The 22041-nt window shown below is 30.3% G+C and carries 21 protein-coding genes and 1 pseudogene; 12 read left to right on the top strand and 10 right to left on the bottom strand.

Going from position 1 to position 22041, the window contains the following annotated elements; genetic code table 11:
* Window positions 1-4: 4 nt before the first annotated feature.
* The 4 genes from KHA90_RS22105 to KHA90_RS22090 all read left to right on the top strand — a co-directional run bounded on the left by KHA90_RS22105 (window position 5) and on the right by KHA90_RS22090 (window position 8788).
* Entirely contained in the window at window positions 5-1672 is a 1668-nt protein-coding gene (locus KHA90_RS22105; protein WP_213306750.1) for a cyclic peptide export ABC transporter, read from the top strand.
* A 63-nt stretch (window positions 1673-1735) separates the two neighbouring features.
* A complete protein-coding gene (locus KHA90_RS22100; RefSeq protein WP_213306747.1) occupies window positions 1736-6181 on the top strand; it encodes a non-ribosomal peptide synthetase in 4446 nt (1481 codons plus the stop codon).
* Window positions 6182-6193: 12 nt separating this feature from the next.
* A complete protein-coding gene (locus KHA90_RS22095; protein ID WP_213306745.1) occupies window positions 6194-6838 on the top strand; it encodes a 4'-phosphopantetheinyl transferase family protein in 645 nt (214 codons plus the stop codon).
* A 9-nt stretch (window positions 6839-6847) separates the two neighbouring features.
* Complete coding sequence (locus KHA90_RS22090) at window positions 6848-8788, top strand: alpha/beta fold hydrolase (RefSeq protein ID WP_213306743.1); 1941 nt, start codon at window positions 6848-6850, stop codon at window positions 8786-8788.
* 151 nt (window positions 8789-8939) lie between these two features.
* On the opposite strand, the gene KHA90_RS22085 is transcribed toward KHA90_RS22090, so the two are convergent.
* Window positions 8940-9227 (bottom strand): hypothetical protein, encoded by a 288-nt coding sequence (locus tag KHA90_RS22085; protein ID WP_213306741.1) that lies wholly within the window; start codon window positions 9225-9227, stop codon window positions 8940-8942.
* Window positions 9228-9610: 383 nt separating this feature from the next.
* Here KHA90_RS22085 and KHA90_RS22080 point away from each other — a divergent pair, with 383 nt between their 5' ends.
* The 3 genes from KHA90_RS22080 to KHA90_RS22070 all read left to right on the top strand — a co-directional run bounded on the left by KHA90_RS22080 (window position 9611) and on the right by KHA90_RS22070 (window position 11354).
* Window positions 9611-10309, top strand: a complete 699-nt coding sequence (locus KHA90_RS22080; protein ID WP_213306739.1) for a DUF1826 domain-containing protein — start codon at window positions 9611-9613, stop codon at window positions 10307-10309.
* Between the two features lie 352 nt (window positions 10310-10661).
* Window positions 10662-10817, top strand: a complete 156-nt coding sequence (locus KHA90_RS22075; protein ID WP_213306737.1) for a hypothetical protein — start codon at window positions 10662-10664, stop codon at window positions 10815-10817.
* Between the two features lie 33 nt (window positions 10818-10850).
* A complete protein-coding gene (locus KHA90_RS22070) occupies window positions 10851-11354 on the top strand; it encodes a PRC-barrel domain-containing protein (protein WP_244860521.1) in 504 nt (167 codons plus the stop codon).
* A 154-nt stretch (window positions 11355-11508) separates the two neighbouring features.
* On the opposite strand, the gene KHA90_RS22065 is transcribed toward KHA90_RS22070, so the two are convergent.
* From KHA90_RS22065 to KHA90_RS22045, 5 genes are read right to left on the bottom strand one after another with little or no spacing between them, the layout of a single operon-like run.
* The gene (locus KHA90_RS22065) at window positions 11509-11949 is read right to left on the bottom strand and encodes a DUF1648 domain-containing protein (protein ID WP_213306735.1); all 441 of its coding nucleotides are present in this window, start codon (window positions 11947-11949) and stop codon (window positions 11509-11511) included.
* The gene (locus tag KHA90_RS22060; RefSeq protein WP_213306732.1) at window positions 11931-12836 is read right to left on the bottom strand and encodes a sporulation-delaying protein SdpB family protein; all 906 of its coding nucleotides are present in this window, start codon (window positions 12834-12836) and stop codon (window positions 11931-11933) included. The genes KHA90_RS22065 and KHA90_RS22060 overlap by 19 nt, the downstream gene beginning before the upstream one ends.
* Complete coding sequence (locus KHA90_RS22055) at window positions 12820-13359, bottom strand: SdpA family antimicrobial peptide system protein (RefSeq protein WP_213306729.1); 540 nt, start codon at window positions 13357-13359, stop codon at window positions 12820-12822. The genes KHA90_RS22060 and KHA90_RS22055 overlap by 17 nt, the downstream gene beginning before the upstream one ends.
* Before the next feature lie 25 nt (window positions 13360-13384).
* The gene (locus KHA90_RS22050; protein ID WP_213306726.1) at window positions 13385-13882 is read right to left on the bottom strand and encodes a hypothetical protein; all 498 of its coding nucleotides are present in this window, start codon (window positions 13880-13882) and stop codon (window positions 13385-13387) included.
* Window positions 13875-14660, bottom strand: coding sequence for a hypothetical protein (locus tag KHA90_RS22045; protein ID WP_213306723.1), 786 nt, complete (start codon window positions 14658-14660; stop codon window positions 13875-13877). Before KHA90_RS22045 ends, KHA90_RS22050 begins: the two co-directional genes overlap by 8 nt.
* Window positions 14661-14794: 134 nt before the next feature.
* Between KHA90_RS22045 and KHA90_RS22040 the strand changes: the two genes are divergently transcribed.
* The gene (locus KHA90_RS22040) at window positions 14795-14935 is read left to right on the top strand and encodes an SDR family oxidoreductase (protein WP_213306721.1); all 141 of its coding nucleotides are present in this window, start codon (window positions 14795-14797) and stop codon (window positions 14933-14935) included.
* Between the two features lie 121 nt (window positions 14936-15056).
* Here the strand turns inward: KHA90_RS22040 and KHA90_RS22035 are convergent, their stop codons facing one another.
* Entirely contained in the window at window positions 15057-15209 is a 153-nt protein-coding gene (locus tag KHA90_RS22035; protein ID WP_213306718.1) for a hypothetical protein, read from the bottom strand.
* 2 nt (window positions 15210-15211) lie between these two features.
* Entirely contained in the window at window positions 15212-15742 is a 531-nt protein-coding gene (locus KHA90_RS22030; protein ID WP_213306715.1) for a hypothetical protein, read from the bottom strand.
* A gap of 1216 nt (window positions 15743-16958) precedes the next feature.
* Here KHA90_RS22030 and KHA90_RS22025 point away from each other — a divergent pair.
* Entirely contained in the window at window positions 16959-18095 is a 1137-nt protein-coding gene (locus KHA90_RS22025) for an IS110 family RNA-guided transposase (protein ID WP_065450665.1), read from the top strand.
* Window positions 18096-18479: 384 nt separating this feature from the next.
* On the opposite strand, the gene KHA90_RS22020 is transcribed toward KHA90_RS22025, so the two are convergent.
* Together KHA90_RS22020 and KHA90_RS22015 are read right to left on the bottom strand one after the other, a co-directional pair.
* On the bottom strand, window positions 18480-19100 hold the full coding sequence (locus KHA90_RS22020) for a hypothetical protein (RefSeq protein ID WP_213306712.1): 621 nt from the start codon (window positions 19098-19100) through the stop codon (window positions 18480-18482).
* Between the two features lie 182 nt (window positions 19101-19282).
* Window positions 19283-19792 carry a GNAT family N-acetyltransferase gene (locus KHA90_RS22015; RefSeq protein WP_317197412.1) on the bottom strand — a complete coding sequence of 170 codons (510 nt, stop codon included), beginning with the start codon at window positions 19790-19792 and terminating at the stop codon, window positions 19283-19285.
* 149 nt (window positions 19793-19941) lie between these two features.
* Here KHA90_RS22015 and KHA90_RS25870 point away from each other — a divergent pair.
* From KHA90_RS25870 to KHA90_RS21995, 3 genes and pseudogenes are all read left to right on the top strand, one after another.
* Window positions 19942-20426: pseudogene (locus tag KHA90_RS25870) on the top strand (IS6 family transposase).
* A gap of 72 nt (window positions 20427-20498) precedes the next feature.
* Entirely contained in the window at window positions 20499-20753 is a 255-nt protein-coding gene (locus tag KHA90_RS22000) for a hypothetical protein (protein WP_213306694.1), read from the top strand.
* Window positions 20754-21352: 599 nt separating this feature from the next.
* On the top strand, window positions 21353-21934 hold the full coding sequence (locus KHA90_RS21995; protein ID WP_213306691.1) for a DUF3667 domain-containing protein: 582 nt from the start codon (window positions 21353-21355) through the stop codon (window positions 21932-21934).
* The last annotated feature ends 107 nt before the right edge of the window (window positions 21935-22041 follow it).

The following is a 22041-nucleotide window of genomic DNA, read 5'->3' as shown; positions in this document are numbered from 1 at the left end:
ACAAATGTTTAAAATAAAATTTAAAGAGCTTATATATATAATTTTTTACGCATTTTTTAATGCTATTTTAAGTTTCGGAATTATATATATTATTAACAATACCATTTCAGGAAATGCTGAATTTCAAAACAATTATATGGGTATTGTCTTTGTTTCTATAATTGTATATACCTATTTACTTAATATAGTTTTCCAGAAATGGTTAAATAAAATAACGTACGATATTCTCTATACAAATGAAAAATTAATTTTTAATAAGATACTCAAAGCCCCATTACAAACTTTAGAAAGATTGGGGACACAAAGATTTTACACAACGATTGAAGATTTAAGGGTTTTTTCGGCTTTGCCGGAAATTGTAACCCATACATTTAATTCGGTTTTAATGTTACTGTTATGTGTACTGTATTTATATACACTATCAGCTACATCAGCAACAATAGTTATAATCCTGATAGCAGTGGTTGCCTTTATTTATTTTTTCGTAATTAATAAAATGGCACCTTACGTTAACAAGCTAAGAAAGTATAATGAATACTATTTTAAATATGTCGAAGACGTAATAAAGGGTTTTAAAGGCTTGAAATTAAGCTCATACAGAAATGAAAATCTTATGAATAATTTCTTGGCACCTAACAGGGAATCAGCAAAAAAACTCGATTTCAACGTTAATTTCGTTTTCCTTTCCATAAATCTAATTAGCCAATATGGGTTGTATTTTGTCATTGCTATCATTCTTTTTGTACTTCCCGTATTTGGATTTTTAAAACAGGAAGATGTAATAACTTATGTAATGATTTTAATGTTTATTTCAGGACCTATCAATAATTTAATTAACATGCAAAGATCTTATACAAGGTTGTTTGTAGGTAAAAAAAGAATCACTGAATTTTTAAAAGATTTTGAAATAAATTCAGTCAATAAGCCGGACCCAAATCCTGAAAGTATACAGACAATTGATTTCAATGTACTTGATTTTGAAAATATACATTTTAGTTATCAAGTTAATTCCGAAATAGATTCTACAGAAAAAACTTTTCAGTTAGGGCCAGTTAATCTTTCCCTTAATAAAGGAGAAACAATTTTTGTGATAGGTGGCAACGGTAGTGGTAAAAGTACCTTCATAAATATTCTTACCGGATTGTATGAGCCAAGCAAAGGAAGTATTTTAAGAGATGGAAAAGCATTTAATGAAAACACGAAAATTCAGGATTTAATAGCAGCAGTTTTTACAGATAATTATATTTATTCTAACAATTATGATAATTATTCACTAGAAAATAATAAAAGATACCAGGAATTATTAAAAATAATGGAGTTGGATAATATCGTAGCAGATGACACTGAAAATGCGGCGAGAAGAAATTTTTCTAAAGGACAAAGTAAGCGAATGTCATTAATTCTGGCATTATTAGAGAACAAACCAATTTTAGTTCTCGATGAATGGGCAGCAGATCAGGATCCGCATTTTAGAAAATATTTTTATGAAAACCTGCTTCCTAAATTAAAAGAGGAAGGAAAAACAATCATTGCTGTTACTCATGATGATGCTTACTTTAAACATGCAGACAGAATAATAAAGTTTGATTATGGTAAGATAGTAAAAGATTTTAGAGTAGAAGAAGATTTGCTGGGGACAGAAAGTTTATGGTATAATGAAGTAAAAAGTTAGTTATGAGTCGATTCATGTTTTGCAAATAGTACCCATTTAATATCAAATAATTACCAAACAGCTATGAAACTAACACTTCCTCAACAAGATATTTATTACGATCAGGAATTACATCCTTATGAACCGATATATAATATTGGAGCAAAAATTAGAATTAAGGGAATAATAGATATTTCGATATTGAAAAAAGCCTACGTATCATTAATTAATCAACATGATGCATACAGAACTACGTTTACTAAAGAACAAGAAGATATAAAAGTAAAAATTACAGAAGAGCATTCTTCAGAATTGGGTTTTGTAGATTTTTCAAATTGTAAAGACCCAATAAAAGAAGCATCTCTTTATATGCAGAATGAATTTATCAAACCCTTTGATTTATTTGGAGAGCAGTTTTTGTATGTTTTTACTTTGGTTAAAGTAAAACAGGATTATCATTATTTATTTTCTGTTTACCACCACATCATTACTGATGGCTGGGGAACTTCGTTGATGTTTCAGCGATTGGTTCAAAACTATAACGAAATTTTTGAATTTGGAGAAATACAAGAACACCAGTCGTTTAAATATCAGGATTTTATTGAAGATGATAGTGAATATCAAAATTCAGATGCCTTTACAAACGATAAATTATATTGGAAAAATAAATTTAATGTTTTACCTGAAAATTTGTTTAGTAAGCTTAATGATAATGACTTAACAAACAGAAGCAGCCGTAAAGAATTGATAATAAAAAGAGACTTTTATAATCAGCTGAATGTATTGGCGATTGAAAACAAGGTATCGACTTTTCACTTACTTTTAGCAGCTTTTTATGCTTACTTTGGAAGAAAACACCATAATAATGATTTTGCAATTGGTTTACCTGTTTTAAACAGAAGTAAATCTAAGTATAAAAAAACGGTTGGGTTATTTATGGGAGTTTCGCCATTAAGAATAAAATTAGATTTTGAGTCTGGTTTTACAAATTTAATGGAGGAATTAAAAAATCAATTGCGTAATGATTATCGTCATCAAAGATTTCCTTTGGGTAAGCTTTTTCAGGAACTTAATAATTTTAAAGAAAAAGAAAGAGTTTTTAATATTATGCTTTCTTATGAAAAACAAAATTATTCAAACAATTTTCTAGATACAACAACCCAGGTAATTCCGTTAACACACCAATCTGAGCGTGTTCCTTTGGCTATTTATATAAGGGAGTTTGATGAGAGTGACGATGTAAAAATAGATTTTGACTACAATCTGAATTATTTTGATGAACAAGGAATTTCGCAGGTTACAAATCACTTTCAAAATCTACTTGAAGATGTTGTGCTGCATCCATATAAAAAAATAAACGAACTTTCATATCTCTCCAAAGAAGAAAGATCAAATATCTTAGTCGATTTTAATAAAACGGGTTTTGATTATCCTACGGATAAAACAGTTATAAATTTGTTTGAAGAACAGGTAAAGTGTTTTCCCGGTAAAGAAGCATTAAAAGATGATTACCAGTCATATTCATATTCAGAGCTTGACAAATTATCCAGTCAGTTTACAGAGCAAATTATTGGTATTTATGGTAAACACGATCAATCTCCAATTGCTGTTTTACTGGAAAGATCAGCAAATATGGTGGTGGTTTTATTAGGAATACTAAAATCCGGCAGATCATATATTCCGCTGGATCCTGCTTTCCCAAAAGACAGATTGTCTTACATTGTGAACAATAGCAAAAGCAAAGTGCTTATTAGGGAAAAAGGCTATGAATTAGAAGGGCTTGATGATGTCTCAATACTTTCACTCGAAGACATTTGGGAAGGAATAAGTAATTTTAAAGGAATTTTATCCAAAACAATTTCGCCGCAGGATACTGCCTATATAATTTACACTTCTGGTTCAACCGGTAACCCAAAAGGGGTAAAAATTGGGCATCAGTCATTGCTTAATTTCTTAATTAGCATGCAGAACAAACCGGGAATTACCTCAAAAGATATTTTGTTTTCTGTAACAACATATTCTTTTGATATTTCGATATTAGAATTCTTTGGACCTTTAATATCAGGAGCTACTTTATACATTGCTGATCAAAGTGTTTTATTAGATCCAAATTTAATTATTGAAAAAATCAATGAGATAAAGCCAACAATAATACAAGCTACACCAAGCTTTTACCAAATGTTGTTTAATGCTCAATGGAAAGGAGATAAAGAATTAAAAGCCTTATGCGGAGGAGATTTATTAAACAAAACATTAGCTAAAAAATTAATTAGCAGCACTGGCGAAATATGGAATATGTACGGTCCAACAGAAACTACAATCTGGTCAAGTGTTAAAAAAATTGAATCTCCGGAAAATGCATCAAATATTGGAAAACCAATAAACAATACGCAGTTTTATATACTGGATAAGTATTTATCTCCAATGCCGGTAGGAGTGGCGGGCGCGATCTATATTGCCGGTGATGGTTTAGCCAAAGGATATTATAAAAATGCACTATTGACTAATGAAAAATTCATTGCAAATCCTTTTGTTTCCAACACATTAATGTATGATACAGGTGATGTTGGAAAATGGAGTAGAAGCGGAGAAATTGAATTTTTAGGTAGAAATGACAATCAGGTTAAAATAAGAGGATATAGAATTGAGCTTGGAGATATTGAATCGCATTTAAATAAGCAATTGGCAATTAAGGATGCCGTTGTAATTGTAAAAAGAACAATAGAACAAGAATCTTTTTTGGTAGCTTATATTGTAAAAAACGACAAAAATATTGATGTTGAAATAATAATGGATGATTTAAAAAAGAATCTTCCCTATTATATGATTCCCAATGCTATCATTGAGTTAGAAGCAATTCCGTTGACTCCAAATCAAAAAGTTGACAGGAAAAATTTATCCCAATTAAACATTCATGATTATATTACTGAAAATAATTTTAAGGCTCCGGTTTCTCAACTTGAAAAAACACTTTCAACATATTGGCAACAAATATTAAATAGTACTGAGCCTGTAAGTATCAATGATAATTTTTTTGCGCTTGGCGGGCATTCTTTAAATGCGACCAGATTGATAACATTGATAACAACCGGTATTGCTCAATTTGATATTACAATAAGAACAATTTTCGAATATCCAACAATTGCATCATTGGCCACTTATTTAAATACACTTACTCCAAAGCAAAATATAGTTTTGCCGGTAGCTGAATTTAAGGATTTTTATAAACTTACAGATTCTCAATATAATATTTGGTTAGCATCTCAACAACAAAGCGGTTCTATTGCATACAATATGTTTGCTACATACAAGGCGAATGGTAGTATTAATTTAGCTAAGGTTGAAAATGCAATAAATAAAATAATACAAAATTATGAAGTATTAAGGACAAATTTTACTGAAATAAATGGAATTCCTTATCAAAAAATTAATGCTTTTGATACTAGTATATTTAAAGTTGAGGTTGAAGAGACAAAAGGAGAAAAAACAGCAATAAAAGTGGAGCAATTCAATCATACTTTATTTAATTTAGAAACAGATCTACTAATAAGAGTAAGGATTATCTCAGTAAATTCAAATGAGTATATGTTACTGTTTTGTACGCACCATATTGTAATGGATGGTTTGTCATTAGAAATTTTAATTAACGAATTTGTTAAAAATTACAATTTCGACGATGAGGTTTTCTTATTGGAAAATCAAGGTTCAAAAATCCAGTTTAAGGATTATTCTGAGTGGTATAATAAAACACAAGAAGACAATAATAGTAAAAATGAATTATTCTGGAAAGAATACCTTCAGGCTTATACATCTAAAAAATCATTTGAAAGAGACTTTGATGCTAAAACCAATACTCAAAACGGGAATCATTACTCAATTGAATTAACAAGTACGCTAACAGCTGCTTTAAAACAATTGGCAGTTGAAACTCAGGTTACTTTTTACACCGTTTTGGCAGCGTCGTTAAATGTGTTAATTTATAAATACTCAAATTATGATGATATTTGTATTGCTACAGTAAATTCCGGCAGAACAATCACGGAATTAAATAATCAAATAGGAATGTTTGTTAAAACGCTTATTCTTAGAACAACAATTAATCCTACACAAACATTCTCTGATCTACTTAAAAATACTCAAAATGATATTTTTCAAATAGACAGACATCAGGATATTTTATTTGATAAGCTTCCTAAATCCCCTTTTGACGTAATGTTAGTCTATCAGGATATAGAGTTTTCTCGTGAAGATATTGTTCTAAATGATTTAAAACTAACCTCAAATCCAGTTCGTAATAACTATGTAAAAATGCCTGTTTTATTCAACTTGTTTGAAACAAACGGTATTTTAAGAGGGACAATCGAGTATAATTGTGATTTATTTGATGCTGGTACAATAGAGATTATTGCGCTCAAATATGAAAAACTGTTGAGCGAAATAGTAAAAAAACCATTGCAGGAATTAAATGAAATTGATACCAGATTGGAATTTGAAACTAATGTATCATTCGATTTTGATTTTAATTTTTAGTTTTAAACAGTTATGATTCATATATACTATGCCTATTTATCTGAGAAAAATCACGAAAACCTGGTAAAAACCAATTTACATAAATTCCCACAAGAGTATCAAAATAAAATTAAGAGTTTTAGAAGATGGCAGGATGCACAATCTTCAATGCTTGGGAGATTGTTACTTTATAAAGGAATTAAAGAGTTATATGGAAATAAAATCCATTTTAATGATTTAAGATATACAAGATACAAAAAACCTTATTTTGAAGATAGTTTTGTTAAGTTCAATATTTCACACTCAGGAGAAATAGTCGTTTGTGCTTTGTGCGACAATTGCGAAATAGGTATTGATATAGAACTGGTAACAAATGTCGAGTTAAATGATTTTAAAAGTCAGATGACTAGTAAGGAATGGGATAATGTTCTTTCATCAAACAGTACAGAAGCTTCTTTTTTTGACTATTGGACACAAAAAGAAGCTGTTCTAAAAGCGTATGGAAATGGCTTGACAATACCATTGCGATCATTTGAAATTCTGGATAATAAGACTCAGATAAAAAATGAAAAATTCTTTTTAAAAAAAATTGCAATCGATGAAAAGTATAAATGTTATATAGCTCAAAATGTAAACATTAATCAATTTTCAATAACAAAATACAATCAAAATTTATAAATAAAATACATGAAAAATTTAATTCGCTTATTTTTATTACTAACCATATTTCCGGCATATTTATTTTCTCAGTCAAATGATGTTATGATTGAAAAAACTACTTCTTTTTATCCTGATCAAAAAAGTATAAATGAGCAAGATATAAAATGGAATTATTTAATTGTTCCCGAAAATTGGGATAAACCAGAAGGAAAAAAAATTAAAATTGCAGTAGTAGTTTTAAAAAATTCTTCAAATAAAAAAGATACTTGTCCAATTGTATATATTGAAGGAGGACCTGGTTCAGGAGATATAAAAGGAATTCAGGGTTGGATTAATCATCCGCTAAGGAAAAACAATGATATTGTATTGATTGACATTAGAGGTACAGGGTTTTCATTGCCTAAATTTTGTCCTGATTTAGGAAAAAAATTCCTTGAAATATTGGCAAAAAATCAAACCAGTAAAATAGATGAACAGCAAAAAGTTCTTGCCGCAATTGCATGTAAGGATGACTTGATAAAACGCGGAATTGATTTAAATGCATATAATAGCAAATCAATTTCAAGAGATTTAAATGCCTTAAAAAAAGCACTAAAATATGAAAACTGGAATGTTTATGCTGTTTCTTATGGAACTTATGTAGCACAAGTGTACGCCAATGATTTTCCGGAAGATATTAAAACATTAATTCTTGACTCTTCAATTTCAGATATTTCCCAGTATTATAACCAAAATACTGATAATTATATCAACAGTCTTAAAAAGGTTTTTGAAGAGTGCAAAAATGATCCCGCCTGTAATAAGCAATATCCGGATTTAGAAAAAAAGTACTATAATACTATTGCAAAACTAACGCAAAATCCCATTACCGTACCAGCAGATAAGAAAAAAATACCCTCAGGTAAGTTCACATATAATGCAGAAGATTTTAAAATTGCAGTTCAGCAGTGCTTGTATCAGAAAAAACTAATTGAGGTTTTACCTTTGTTAATTACTGAATTTGACAAAGGCAATAAAAACACTTTGGGCGCTATGGTTACTGCATTTTCAGGAGGGCTAGGGTTAGACTATGGTCTGTATTATTGTATAAGCTGCAATGAAGTAATACCAAACAACTCAATCGTTTCTTTTGATTTAAATGCAAGTAAATACAAAGATTTAAAAGGAGGTTTATCATTTTATAAATCAGACTTTTTGGTTTGCAACCAATGGAATTTGAATCGCAATAAATCGAATATCACAGCATATGATTTATCTGATTTATCAAAACTTAATGTCCCTGTTTTAATTTTTTCAGGAGAATTTGATCCAATCACTCCGGCTTCAAATGGAACTTCTATCGTTAAAAAATTTAAAAATGCATTTTTAGTTACTGTTCGTGCAGCTGGTCACGTTCCTGCCTTTTCAAAATTTGGATCAAAGACCATTGGGGCATTTTTAAACAATCCTAAGCAAAAGCCAAATGTCAGCGAATTAAAAGCAAATAGTAAAATAGATTTTGTTAAAGACATTAAAATAAATAGCGGAATTTCAAATTTTGCAAATGCACTAAATGAATTTAATTTTTTATTTCTGGCACCTTTTTTAATGGCAGTAATTATTACACTGGTCACATTTTTTAGTTTCATCTATCTTCTTATAAAGAAGAAGAATACAGGAATAAATAGATTAATGCAGATTTTAATTCTAGTAAGTGCTTTTTTAGCAATTTTTATTATTACTGGTTTTGTTATTACAATAATAAATGTTGCAGATTTAAATTTTTATATTCTTGCTTTTGGAATACCTGAAAAGTATGAGTTTTTATTATTGGTTCAACTTATTTTTATCCTATTTACATTTCTCTCAGTATTTTATTTCCTTTTAAAGATTAAGAGTATTTCAAATGCTACAGTAATTTTAACCATTCTGTTTTCATTTGTTCTTATCATTGTATATTTTCAATATTGGGGATTTTTAATTTTGTGATCAAAGAGATATAATCTCAAATAAAAGCTTATTCAAATAACAAATAAATTAAATATTCATGTAGTAGGTATGATAATTTTGTGCGATCTCGCAGGTATAGAATCTTCGTTTTTAACCTTCTAAGGACTGGTTCGAATAATGAAATAGTAGTCTAATTGCAAAAGACCTTATTATGGACTGCAATCAGACCTTTTATACTTATTGAACTATTGTCGGAACTGGAATTTAAAAACACATATCCCTCGCTATTCAAAAGTAGTAAAGCATCTAGTACTCTGGCTTGATTTTCCTTTTCAATAGATATAATGTCTTTGAATGGAGTGGTAGCATTAAAAACTGGAGTTAACAGACTTGTAAGCTCTTCTAGAGTGCAACTCATACCGTATTTGTCTGCAAGTATTTGCAAGATTTTTATATAAAAAAATGGTAATGTTTCCATGACAACTGCTTTTGTTTCTATATACGAGAATGGACTTATAATAGATTTTCAGAAAGGGTTAAATTGTTGTAATGAGTTTATTTTTAGTGTTTTGACTTTGTTACTGTGATTTCAGCTTTTGAACCTGATTCTGTTTTAATAGAAATATAAGGCATAAAAAAATCCTATTTCGTAAGAAATGGGATTTTACTTTTGCGATCCTTAATGAACATTTTTTTGCCATAATCAATTTGTTATTTAGCAATTTGATTCAAATAATAATTACCCAACAGGTTAACTAAATGTTTTTAGATATACATATAAATTAGTGTGCATAAAAATGTCACAACTGACTACTAATACATAATTTTGTAATGAAGTAACTGGTTTCTTAATACTATACGATGAACAATACATTTTCTGACAACAACCAAATAGGAGTAGTTTCTACTTTTGCTGAACTTGTCCACACCAATTTTAAGGGAGAAATGAATGCGCTATGCTGGTACAGAAATTTAGATGGTGATTTTAACGAGGTTGTAACCCAGTTATCTTTAAAAGAAAACATTACAGAAATTTATCCTAAAGATTTAATCGCACTCCAACTATCAGAAAAGGGGAATATAGCCAGGGAAATAATCTTAAATGATATACAATTGTTAACTGATTTTGGAGCTTCTCCCGCTCTTAATTTACTAAAGTGTTATGAACGTGATGATGAATTTGATTTCATATCTACAGATGTGTATTCGTTTCACGTTGATCGTTCACCCATTGCAACAGATACTTTTTTATGTACTTATCTAGGAGCGTCAAGTGATATTGTTTCTAATATGCAAGCAGAACAAAAAATTCTAATTCCGGAAATCCGAGCAAAGCTAAAAGAACTGTATGATGGACCAGATGAAGAATTCGAAAACTTTCTGGAGGAAAATTATTTTGACTTGCATTATCAGCTACATGATAATGCAGAACCTGTTAATTTAGGATTAGGACATCTGTGGCGTCTCGCAGTAGATCATCCAAAAAAACAAGTGCTGCCTTGTATTCATAGAGCACCCACAGAGAATGAAGACGAATATAGGTTGTTGTTGATTTGTTAAAGAGTGAACTCCGATCGATCGGATTTGCGCAAACAAATCCCGATGCTTTGGGACTATGTATGAGAAACGAGTTTCTTTTTAATTTACTTTTTTCAAAATCATAACTTCTATCCCTTCCCGAAGTTTCGGGATCGGGGACTATGTGTTTAATAAAAATATTTAGACATTTCACCCAACGGATTACAAACCTGCGCGATCGCGGTGCCTTTACTCAAATAATAAAATAATCTTCCTAATTGATCTACTGGGAATTGTGTAACATAGTTCTGAAATTTAATACTTCTAACACTGAACTCATTTGTATCTTTAATAGTAATAAAAAACTATTTTATAATCATAAAAAAAATGTGTTATGGCAGAAATTAAAATTGAGAAAAAGAAACCTATATGGCCATGGATTGCACTATTGCTGATCATTGGAGCAGTTGTATACTACATCTATTTTACAGATCATGAAACTACAAATCAAAGCAACACGGAAATCGAAAATACTTCAAGTGCACAATAACTCGAAGTAGATAATATTATTTATAAAAAAATTATGGAAAAAGATAAAAACTTATACAGACTGGACGAACTATCTAATTATAAAGTTGCTTCAAATTATTCTGACGTAACAGGATGGACGATCGTAGGTGCTGACAACCGTACAATAGGTAAAATTGATAATCTTTGGGTTAATAAAGATATGCAGCGCGTGGTTTATCTGGATGTGAAATTAGATAAAAGCTTAATAGAGGACAAGCATCATGAGGTTCGTGATGTTATAGCAAACGATAATGGACAGGAGTTTGTCTATAAAGAAGGAGACAGCCATATTATTATACCAATTGGATCTGTAAGCATAAATAAAGACACTAAAATTGTTATGGCTAACAATATAGGATATGATACATTTAGAAATACAAGCAGATATAACAGACAACATAATTTTGACAGGGAATATGAAAGAAGAGTAATGAAGTCTTATTATCCTGAAAATGATCCTAACTATGATAGTAACGATGACGCTTTTTACAACCGCAGGGAATTTGATAATCACTAGTTAAATACTACTTAATAGTCATAAAAAAGCTCCTAATCATAGAATTGGGCGCTTTTTTTTATGAGGTAAACCCAAATGCATCATCTATTAATTTACGTTAGGGTAGCTTTGGACTCGCTATTTATCACAAAAGTTAATGAAAAGTGCTATTCATCTACTCTTTTCTAAAATAAAGTATTGTAATTATTGGAGTTGCGATTAAGTATATAATTAGATACATAAAATTCTTTTCGAAACCAATTGCTTTAAATACCATATATGAAAAAACACACGTGGTGATAATTGCTATTATAGATAAAAAAAATTGCATTTTTTTATATACACTTTCTCTATTTTCATCTGTAATCTCAACTGGGTAATTAGCTGACTTTGGATTTTTTATTAAAAGCCCAAGAACAACCAGTATAAGTAGATTTACGCCAGAGGAAATCAACAATGAATTCTTACTACTATAACCATCTACTTTACCACTGATATTTATATGAGAAGCAACTGTTTCTGGAATGCTTGAATAATGACAAAATAGTAATAGGATATAGGTTAAAAATATTGAAAGACTAATAAGAAACAGTATTTTTATTTTTTTAGAAACCATAATTTAAAATTTATAGATTGATAGGTTGGATAGAGAAACAATATAAGAGCGGCACAAATTGAGAAGAAAAATGAAAATATTCCATGATAGACGATTATAAAAAAATGAAATAAGATCCCAAAACAAAGAATCGTTTTACGATATTTTACAGATGCTAATAATCCTAAGAATAATAAAATTTCAAGAGCAAGAACAGTATAAGTAAGTAATGAAATAATAACAGGACTACTTAATAGTTTGTTCATGAATACTGAAATACTTATTGGCATTCCGAAAACACTATGGTTAAACCAATAGTAAATTGCTGTACCATTTACCCATTCAGGCACACTTAGTTTACCTAAAGAAGCATGATAATATATGATTGCGACCTGAATTCGTATTATCCAGATTGAAAACAAACCTACAATGTTTTTTGCAGAATCATTTGGTTTAATATGTTTCCAATGATTTTTTCTTGGGTCAGTTAAGCAAAATGGTATTAATAAGAAGCTTAAAATAGCGGCAATTTGATCACCTCCGTCTATTATGGATGAAAAATAAAGAAAACTTATGCAAATCCACCAGTGTAGTAATGAAGTGATTTTTATTAAGTAACCTGAAATGGTTATACAAAGAATCAGGATTGCCAATAGCTTCATATAGATGATATTGTCAAGGCCCAGGAGAGTAAAAAAATTATATTCATTTATAGGTATGACCGGGTTTAGTAATGGGTTTAATATTGTACCGTCAATTTCTTTATGAAATAATAGACTAATTGGATTTGCAATTAAAGTAAGTAAAGTTCCCAAAGCAAGTATACTTCTTGCAAAACCTACAGTATTTGTATATGGAAAAAGCTCTAAACACGAAGTTTTAATTTGGCTATTAATTTTCTCTATCATTGCATTGTATGTTTAGACGAATTATTTTTGCAGGCATTTTTATTTTGTATAATGATCTACTCCAAGCCCAAGGCACCGCCTTTTGATAAATTACGATATATTCACCGCATAGTATCTGGTCTTTCATCTGATTTTTTACTGAAATTAATTCCAAAGGTACTTTTGAATATATTTTTTCCTGATAGCTCCACATCGTATTTTGATAAAGACTATCATTTATCTCCCGTTTAATAAATTGCAGTTCAGACATTATCTTAGATGCTTTTCTTTTAAGTCCGAATAAGTTTTTATAGGATGAATGCCTTTGTGAAATTTCTTCAAAGGTATTGTCGGCGGTTTTCTTGTAAATCACAATTTGTGCCTCTCTCGGATTTCTTGTGAAAAAAGCCCAGCCTTGGGGAACAAAAGTGAAAAGTTTATTTTCTAAATTAATATTTAGTTTTATGGGATTCTCATGCACGGTATACAGAAATACTCCCGAAATAAATATAAATGTGAAAATTGAACAAATGGCAAAAGTCAAAAAATAACTTTTGCCAATAAATAACTTACTGTTCATAATACTCAGCAATTTCATTAACTAAAGTTTCTGTTCTTAAAGTAGCTTCTTCAAGATCTATTACTGGTCGAGGTGGTCTTACTTCATCAAATCCTATATAATTAGTCCCTGTAGAATCTAACCCATTATTCATTGCTCCATCATATGTAACTTGATTACCTCCATCCATGCTAGGACCCCAAAATGCAAATTTAAAATAAATCAAGGCGGTAACTGCCAATGTATTGTGTACTCCTACTGCAAAATATGCCACACAAGCTACAGCCCATGTGCAAGGAACTACAAACTCATTTTCATCGGATATCATATTTTTTTTAAGTAAACTGTCGTATTCTCCTTTATCAATTGCAGTTTGAAATGTTTCTATGTATGTTTTGAAACTGTCTTCTTTGTTAAGTTTAAGTTTTCCTGTATAAATATCAGATTTTACTTTATGAAAAACTTTCTTTAGTTCAGGAAATATTATCTCAAAGTTTTCTTTAATCATATTCAGCCCATTTTTCTGTTTCAATCTCCATCCATGCAACTATTTTTGCTAAAATGGTTTCTATTTTGTTTTTACCATCACGCCATTCTTTATCAATAGAATACTTCCCCGTTTTTAATATAAACTCACCAGTATCTTCTAATTCGAATGTAGGATATGATCCTGGTTTTGGAATTCTTCTGCTTGCTTCTCTTAAATCTAATTTAACTTCAACATCATTTAATATTGCAACTGTATCACCTCGTTGAATAATCACTTTGTGTCCTCTGTATTCCAGTAGTTTTATAAAAGTGTCCATGAGAATTAATGCCCTTTTTCTATTTTCATTGGTTACTCTTATAGATATACAAGAAATTGACCTGTCGTAATTATATTTGTTAATTTTAAAATCTGCCCAGTGTCTTTTGGTTTCAATTGAGAGATGGTGAGGTTTTAATATTGTTTGTGGAACATTTAGTGGTGCTTTATTATCATTTTGGATCTCTTTAGTTCTAATTGTTAATAAAGGCTGGTCATAACTGATTGTACTTCCTTCAGAGCGAAGTACCAATTTAATGCTATTGTTTTCTGTTGATGTATTAGTTAATTTTTCGATTTTAACGACCTTGTTATATTTTAATTTTTGCCAATATCCGTTTTTGGGAAGTGGAATGCTATTCTTTTTACAAAGTTTTCTGAAACCATTATCTGAGAGTGCGTATTTTTTTGCGAGTGTGCTTAATGGTTCGGTCCATACCATTTTATGGAGTTGTTGAAGTGTTATATCAATTGTTTTCATCTCTGTTATCTGTTCAAGTGCCTGATCTAATGAGCTGGGTGTTAAAAATGTCGTATCAATTCTATCTTGCCAGGTGCTAGGGAAATTTAGGGTGCAGCCAGTACGGTGGTACACCTGGCAGTGAGTATGAAAAAATGTTTGTCGAAAAAACGCCACTTGGCCGTAGAGGACAGCCTGCAGATATTGCGAAAGCTGCAGTATTTCTGGCTTCCGATGACGCTGCCTGGATCACAGGGGAGCAAATTTCGGTTTCAGAAGGGATGTATGGTTTTTAAAGTCATACCAAAAATGAAAGTCAATAAGTTTGTTTTCAGCAGGAAGATAACTTAAAAATAAAAAGCTGAACGCATTAACGTGTTCAGCTTTTGTTTTGTTTGAACTTTCTATGGTTTTTTTTTAATTTTTAAGTACCACTTTCTTTTTCTCAATTTTATTTTTTGTTATTTTTTTCTTTTGAAAGAAATCGCTTAAAGCTTTTTCTTCATCTAATGTTAGGGAACTTAATCCACCAATACTATCTATTTCTAAATCTAATTTTTTAGTTTTCATAATTATTTATTTTGAAAATATTTATTGATTAATTTTAAAGCTGATTTTGTGTCAATTATCATAATTCTACCACCGAAATGAAATGCTCCGAGTGTTTTTTCATAATGATCGACTAATTGTGATTTTGAAAGAAAAGAAACATTTCCATCATGCCCGCGCTGAAAAGATAATTTACAAGCATAAGCAACTAGATTACCAGCTACACCAGCATAAACCTTTGTTTGTCCTTTGTTGAATGGAGCACTTTCAACAAGATGCATATAAACATGATCTGACTTAACTTCTAAGCTTATAAGACCTTGAATTATTTTTGAATTTCCAAAAATGGTAAGTTTATAAACATCTCTAATTGGATTTTTAAATTCTTCATTCCAATTAAAAAGCCAACCATTTTTCTTTGTTAAAGACTTTAAATCAGAATTTTGGACAATAGAAATTTCAGTCTGAAAACTATCTCCAGTAATCACGTTTTCTATAGAGTTTGTTAGCTTATCAATTATAAAATCGAGTCCTAATTCTGCTTCTTTATCCATTGAGCTAATTTAATGAATATAATTTGATTTTGGAAATATTTTAAGTTATTGATTCGGGGTGTATTAATTAAAGTTTTTTAAGAAAAATAATGCGGCAATTGTCTTCAATTGACGCCATTTGGCTGTGGAGGTCCGTAAAGGACAGATTTCGCACCATTTTATGGAAGATTTGAAGAGATTGGCTCACTACAGGTAGATTATGTCTTTGCATGGCTTAAACAGTTTGGTTTGGATGTCCTGTTGGGGATTGATGTAAAAATTCATCGAATTTAATTTCTCAGTAGAATTAATTTTCAACAATAAAATTTATATTTATTATAAGAATCCAGTTTAGTTTTCACTAAAGTTAAATTATAGCTGTGAAATTATCCAGATCAAAATTTAGAGATGAAATTAAAAAGTAGTCTTATATTTTTACTAGTAGAGGAGTCCTGTAATGGTCCTTTGATAGTTAAATCTTTTATCCTCAAAGGGGCAGGTGAATTTTGGGAACTCGTTGTGGGATACCAGCCATTTACCGGGGCCTTCATTTTTTATTTCGAACTTCTTGATTTTTTATCATCTGCATTACAGCTGCATGCACTCAGATATAATTGTTGTTTTAGGCTGTTTTACTTGTGAATTGTAAAGGGCGAAATTAAAGTATTACTGTAGTTATTCTGTTATATAATTTACAGCTGAGGGATATTTTTTTTGATGCCGTTAATTATCGTTGAGATACATCAGCTGGATTTTCAGCCGGGGTGTGGTAAGTCACGGCTTTTTTTATGGTTGGCTGCAGAAAAGCGGGCAGAGCTCTGTAAGGGCTGGATTAATAGGGAATTGGGAATTGCTTGCGGAATCTAATCGGCATGATTAGCATTGTCAATTGTATTTAATATTTTTTTGGAGCTTTTTCCCGCTATCCGTTCCAATCTTTTGTACCGAACACCGGCACAAAAGGATTTTCACTGCTATCGGGGCTCATATCTTTACATTATTATATCAAAATCTTATCTTTGGATATAAACTATTGATAAACAGAACTAAGTTGCAAAATTCTATCGGGGCGAAATACATCATTGATGATATTGTAAACACTAGGTAAATCCTCTTAGTTTTAATTACATTTTAAGTCACAATAGTACTTAAGCACTTTATTTTAGATAAAGATGCTGTATAAAAAATAAGCAAAGACCAGTGTAATTTTTTGTTTATTATTCTAAAATATGGAATTATGAATTTAAAGTATTCTGTGGGACTAGACGTTTCAAGCAAAAAGATCAATGCTTGTATGAGTTGTATTGATGAAAAACAAAAAGTAATTGTAAAATCAAGTACTGTAATTTCCAATAATAAAAAAGGATTTAAAATTTTACAAGATTGGGTATTAAAACACGTAAAGGAAAATGTTCCAGTTGTTGTATGTATGGAAGCTACAGGGATTTATCATGAAAATTGCGCTTATTATTTATTTGAAAAAGGATTTTCGGTTTCTATTATTTTACCCAATAAGGCCAAAAAGTATTTGGAAGCAATTGGATTAAAATCAAAAAATGATAGTATCGATGCCAAAGGATTATCCCAGATGGGAGCCGAGCAATGTTTGGATACCTGGCAGCCTATGGGAACATTTTTTTATGAATTACGACTATATACCAGACAACATCAAAATGTAACCGAATTAAAAACGGTTTTAAAAAATCAATTCGATGCATTAAGTTTTGCCATGCATCAAGTCGATCCAGTAACAAATCAATTAAAAGAAACCATAATTTTATTTGACAAACAGCTGAAAGAATTGGAAAAAGTAATCAACAACCACATAAAATCAGATGCAAAAATAGCTGAACGTGTTGCTAATATTTTAGAAATAAAAGGCATTGGGATTTTAACTTTAGCAACAATTTTAGCCGAAACTAATGGTTTCGAACTCTTCAACAACTACAAACAATTGGTTTCTTACGCAGGTTATGATGTTGTAGAAGCCCAATCAGGAACCAGGGTTGGAAAAACCAAAATATCAAAAAAAGGTAATTCCAGAATTAGAAGAGCAATGCACATGCCATCACTTGTTGTTATAAAATGCGAAGTAAAACCATTTAAGGAACTATTTGAACGAACTTATAATAAGCACGGAATCAAAATGAAAAGCTATGTTGCCGTTCAAAAGAAATTACTGACAATGATTTATTATATGTGGAAGAAAAAGGAACGCTTTGAACCAAATTATATAAAAAGCATCCAAGAAAAGGAGCAGAAGTCTTTCTCTCTGTTTGCCTTTGAAAAAGGCATAAAAAACAGCCCCAATAAAATTGAGGCTGCACAAGGTAAACATCCAGCGAATGATCACAGTAAGTTTCCTCTCTGTTAAAACAAAGATAAAAAATATTAAAATTAATTAGGTAATTAAGATAGTACCTAAAAAGTTGAATCCGTTTTTTATGTTTCGGCTTTTAGTTTTCAATAATAATTTTATAAGCCGTTGATAATTTAGTATAAGGCTCTATTTTAGCTGTAATGCCTTGATGTTTAGTAGTTTTAATTAGAGAGGGAGTTTTTTTTACAGCCAGACGTTCTGGCGCTACAAGCAGTTTGAGACTAAATTAAGCTTTATTTTTGGACTTGTCACCCAAGCCTGGCCAATAGGCGAAGAAAGCGAGCCTTGGCGACTAGACGAGGTAAATCATCCCAAATACAAAACCAACTTTCCATTAAACCAATAGTCCAAATTCGTTATAGTTCTTGTAGGCAGTTTCTATTTAATATTTGTACTTTCTTGGTAAGTGATATCTTGAATATTATTATGGAATCCAGATGAAGCAGTCCAATATCTTTCAAAAATTTTCACTTCACTATTTAGAATTAGTTCTTTGATGTTTTGGATAGATTTGTCAATGAAGTTCTGATTATTGTTGTACATTCTCAATTCAAGTGCTATAAAGATTCCTTGGTTACCATTCTCATTATATAATTTGGAAAAGAATTTTGGTAAATCACCTGTTTTATCAAAATGATTCCAATCAGGACTCCAAATTTCTGTGTTAAAAAATTGAAGATTCATATTAGAATACTCTTTAGTTTTATATTTTTGAGCCCATTTTTTATTGTTCTCTAAATTCCACTTCATCCGTCCAAAACCAAGCCATTTATTATCAAATTCGAAAGATTGAAAAGTTCTGATATAAGCCCTTGAGGTTAGATCATATTCTTTTATAATAGTGTTTAATATTTCATAGATGGCCTTATAGAAATTCCAATCGTTTAGCTCAAAAATAGAAGAAGAATTAATATTGAAAACAATATATTTTGGAATAATTATCTTATCCAAATCTTTAATAAAAGTCACTTTTATGTTTTTTAATAAATTTTTAATCATTTTAATCATTTTAATGTTTGTAATGTTTGTAATGTTGGCTCAAATTGGTTACAAAGTTTCCGCGCCCTGCGCAGTTTACAACTTACAAAGCCGAGTATTTTCTGCTGAACGAAAATACAAATTAAAACGGTAATTCCACTAAATTCGCAAATGGCGCAAGACGTGTGGTGATGGCTTGTTTATTATTCAATTAGGTTTTTAGAAAAATATATTCTTCTATGTCCTTTTGGGAAATTTTTTATTTCTCCAACTGATTCATATCCGTTTTTTAAGTAAAAATTTTCTGCTTGGAAGTCAAATGTATCAAGCATAGAAATTTTCACTCCTTTTTCTTTAGCAATTTTTTCGACGTGTTTTAAAAGTGTAGTTCCTATACCTTTTTGTCTGTGTTTTTCGTTTACCCACAAAACTTTTATATCCAAACCTTTCCAGTATCCAATTCCAGCCAATATCCCTCCAATTTCACTTCCATTTTTGTCTTTCACTACAAATTCCAAAGGTTCCCAAATGTTTGCAGTTGCGGGGACTTTACTTAAGTTATATTCATTTATTCCTTCAATTATCTTTTCGATGTTTTCCTTTTGACAAATTTCAAGAGTAAATTCGGTTGTTATTTTCATATTTAATAGTAAATTTTCTCGATTTTTTTTCCGCTTGCCGCCAACTAATTGATACAAGCCATAAAATGGCACCAATACGACTTTTTTTAGTTGGCTTTGTGTAATTAGTAAGCTTTTATAGCTAATATAAGAATAATATTGAACTTTTATTTTAAGTCATTGTGGATCATGCCACGATTCAGCGTTGGGTTTATAAGTTTGCACCTTTGCTTGAGGCAGAGATGAAGAAGAGAAAAGGCAGAGTGGGGGCGAGTTGGAGATTGGATGAGACCTACATCAAAGTAAAAGGTATTTGGTGTTATTTATACAGGGCAGTAGGTGAATTAGGCAATACGGTTGACTTTCTTTTGACCAGAAAAAGACAAAGAATGAGCGCTCAGTCATTTCTAATTAAAGCAATTGCTAATAATTCCGGCCAAAAGTAATAAACATTGATAGAAGTGGTTCTAATATTGCAGCTATCAAATTCTATAACAAGCGTTCGTTCTCAAAGATTAAAATCCGGCACGGTAAATATCTTAACAATATTGTAGAACAGGGCCATCGTTTTATCAAGTGGCGTATACAAAACGGATTAGGTTTTAAAAGTTTTGAATCGGCCAAACGGACGTTAAGCGGAATTGAAGTTGTGCATATGCTGAGAAAGAATCAGATGGTTAGACCAGGTTTATCTATGTTTAAATTATTCTGTGCACTGGCGAGCTAATTTTAAATTACTTAAATTCTTATATTTGATTCTCGCAGATGCGACAAAACCGGTTTATCTATTAATAATTATTTGGAGGACAGAAAAAATGGTGATATGTATGTTTACGTTATTTTTAGTGATGAATCACAAAAAGAAATCGGTAACATTATTCATCCTAAAGGATATTATGTATTCAAGTTTGATAAGGAAGGAAAAAAAATATGGGAATCAATTAATTATATTGATGGAAAAGACTTCTTTGAAAAAATTAAATCTGCTCCAAAATTATATGTGACCTTAGTAGAGTACAATAAAAATCTTGTGTTTTCAGTTTGTTTCTGTTAATGATTTTACTGAATTTACTAATGCTTCTATACTAGATAAGGAAAATGGAAAGGAATTAAAAAGGAGTTTTTTAGAGTATAATAATAATATGAGCCATCAGATGAATAAGGCATTTATCAGTAATATTTACGATTATAAAGGATTAAAAAAAGAAATATTTTCGAAAACATCTTTTGCTGCGATAATTCTAAATGACAATTTATTAAATTATCTAAAAAGTATTGCTAATGGTGATAAAAGGTTATATTTTTAAACAGTATTTTCTGAACAGGGAATTTTCCTAGTTGAAACTGATAATAGAAATTATTTTAAAGTTCTATTGTTTAAAGAATAAAAAAAGCTTCCAAATCAAGCCCCTTTCATTAATAATACCATAGGTAATACTATGTTTAGCGGAACACTGTAGGTTGTGTTTTGAGATGCTTGAAATGAATTCAGTATCTCAAAACCACTTGCTCTGAGAAGCAGGAAAATGCCTCGGAAGCTGGCAGGAATATTCGTATCATAAATGCAACAGCCAATAATTTAAACGGTTTAAGAAAAAATAAAAATATAAGAGTAGTTTATAAATTCTATTTAAAAAATAAAAAAAGTGAAGAATGGAAATAACCTGCAAAAATTGTCGTCATCTATATACGGGTCATTATTGTAGTAATTGCGGACAAACTGCCGCCACCTATAGAATAAACTGGCATTTTTTATGGCATGAAATTAAGCACAGTCTACTGCATTTTGATGAAGGAATTCCGTATTCTATTAAACAATTATTTACCAGACCCGGACATTCGATACGCGACTTTATTGAAGGTAAAAGAATTAGGCATTTTAAACCTTTATCACTGGTACTTGTCTTAGGTGCTCTTTACGGTATATTGTATCATTATTTTACTATCAATTTATTTTCGGCTTCTTCTAACTCTAAAATCGATATGGTAGACTTTAATGAATGGAGCTCTAAACATTATTCTTGGATTACAATTCTAACAATTCCTCTTTTTACTTTAGGAACATTTATTTGTTTTAGGAATCAGGGTTATAATTTCGTAGAATATTTTGTATTAAATACTTATAAGGCATCTCAAAAATTATGCATACAGATTTTTTCCTTTCCCTTAATTTATTATTTTAATGGGAGACCAGAACTTCAAAATATTCTAATTTTAATCATTAATGTCCGATAAAAAATAAAACCAAAAGAATTTATTTCTTATATGTCTCATTGTCAGTGTTTTAATTTTTTATTATTGTATTTTTTTAAAAACAGGTTATAAAATAAATGATAGTTGTT

It is taken from the genome of Flavobacterium psychroterrae, assembly GCF_018380615.1.
Lineage (GTDB): Bacteria > Bacteroidota > Bacteroidia > Flavobacteriales > Flavobacteriaceae > Flavobacterium > Flavobacterium psychroterrae.
The sequence above is the reverse complement of the archived record's forward strand: the minus strand, read 5'-3'. Positions and strand labels throughout refer to the sequence as shown.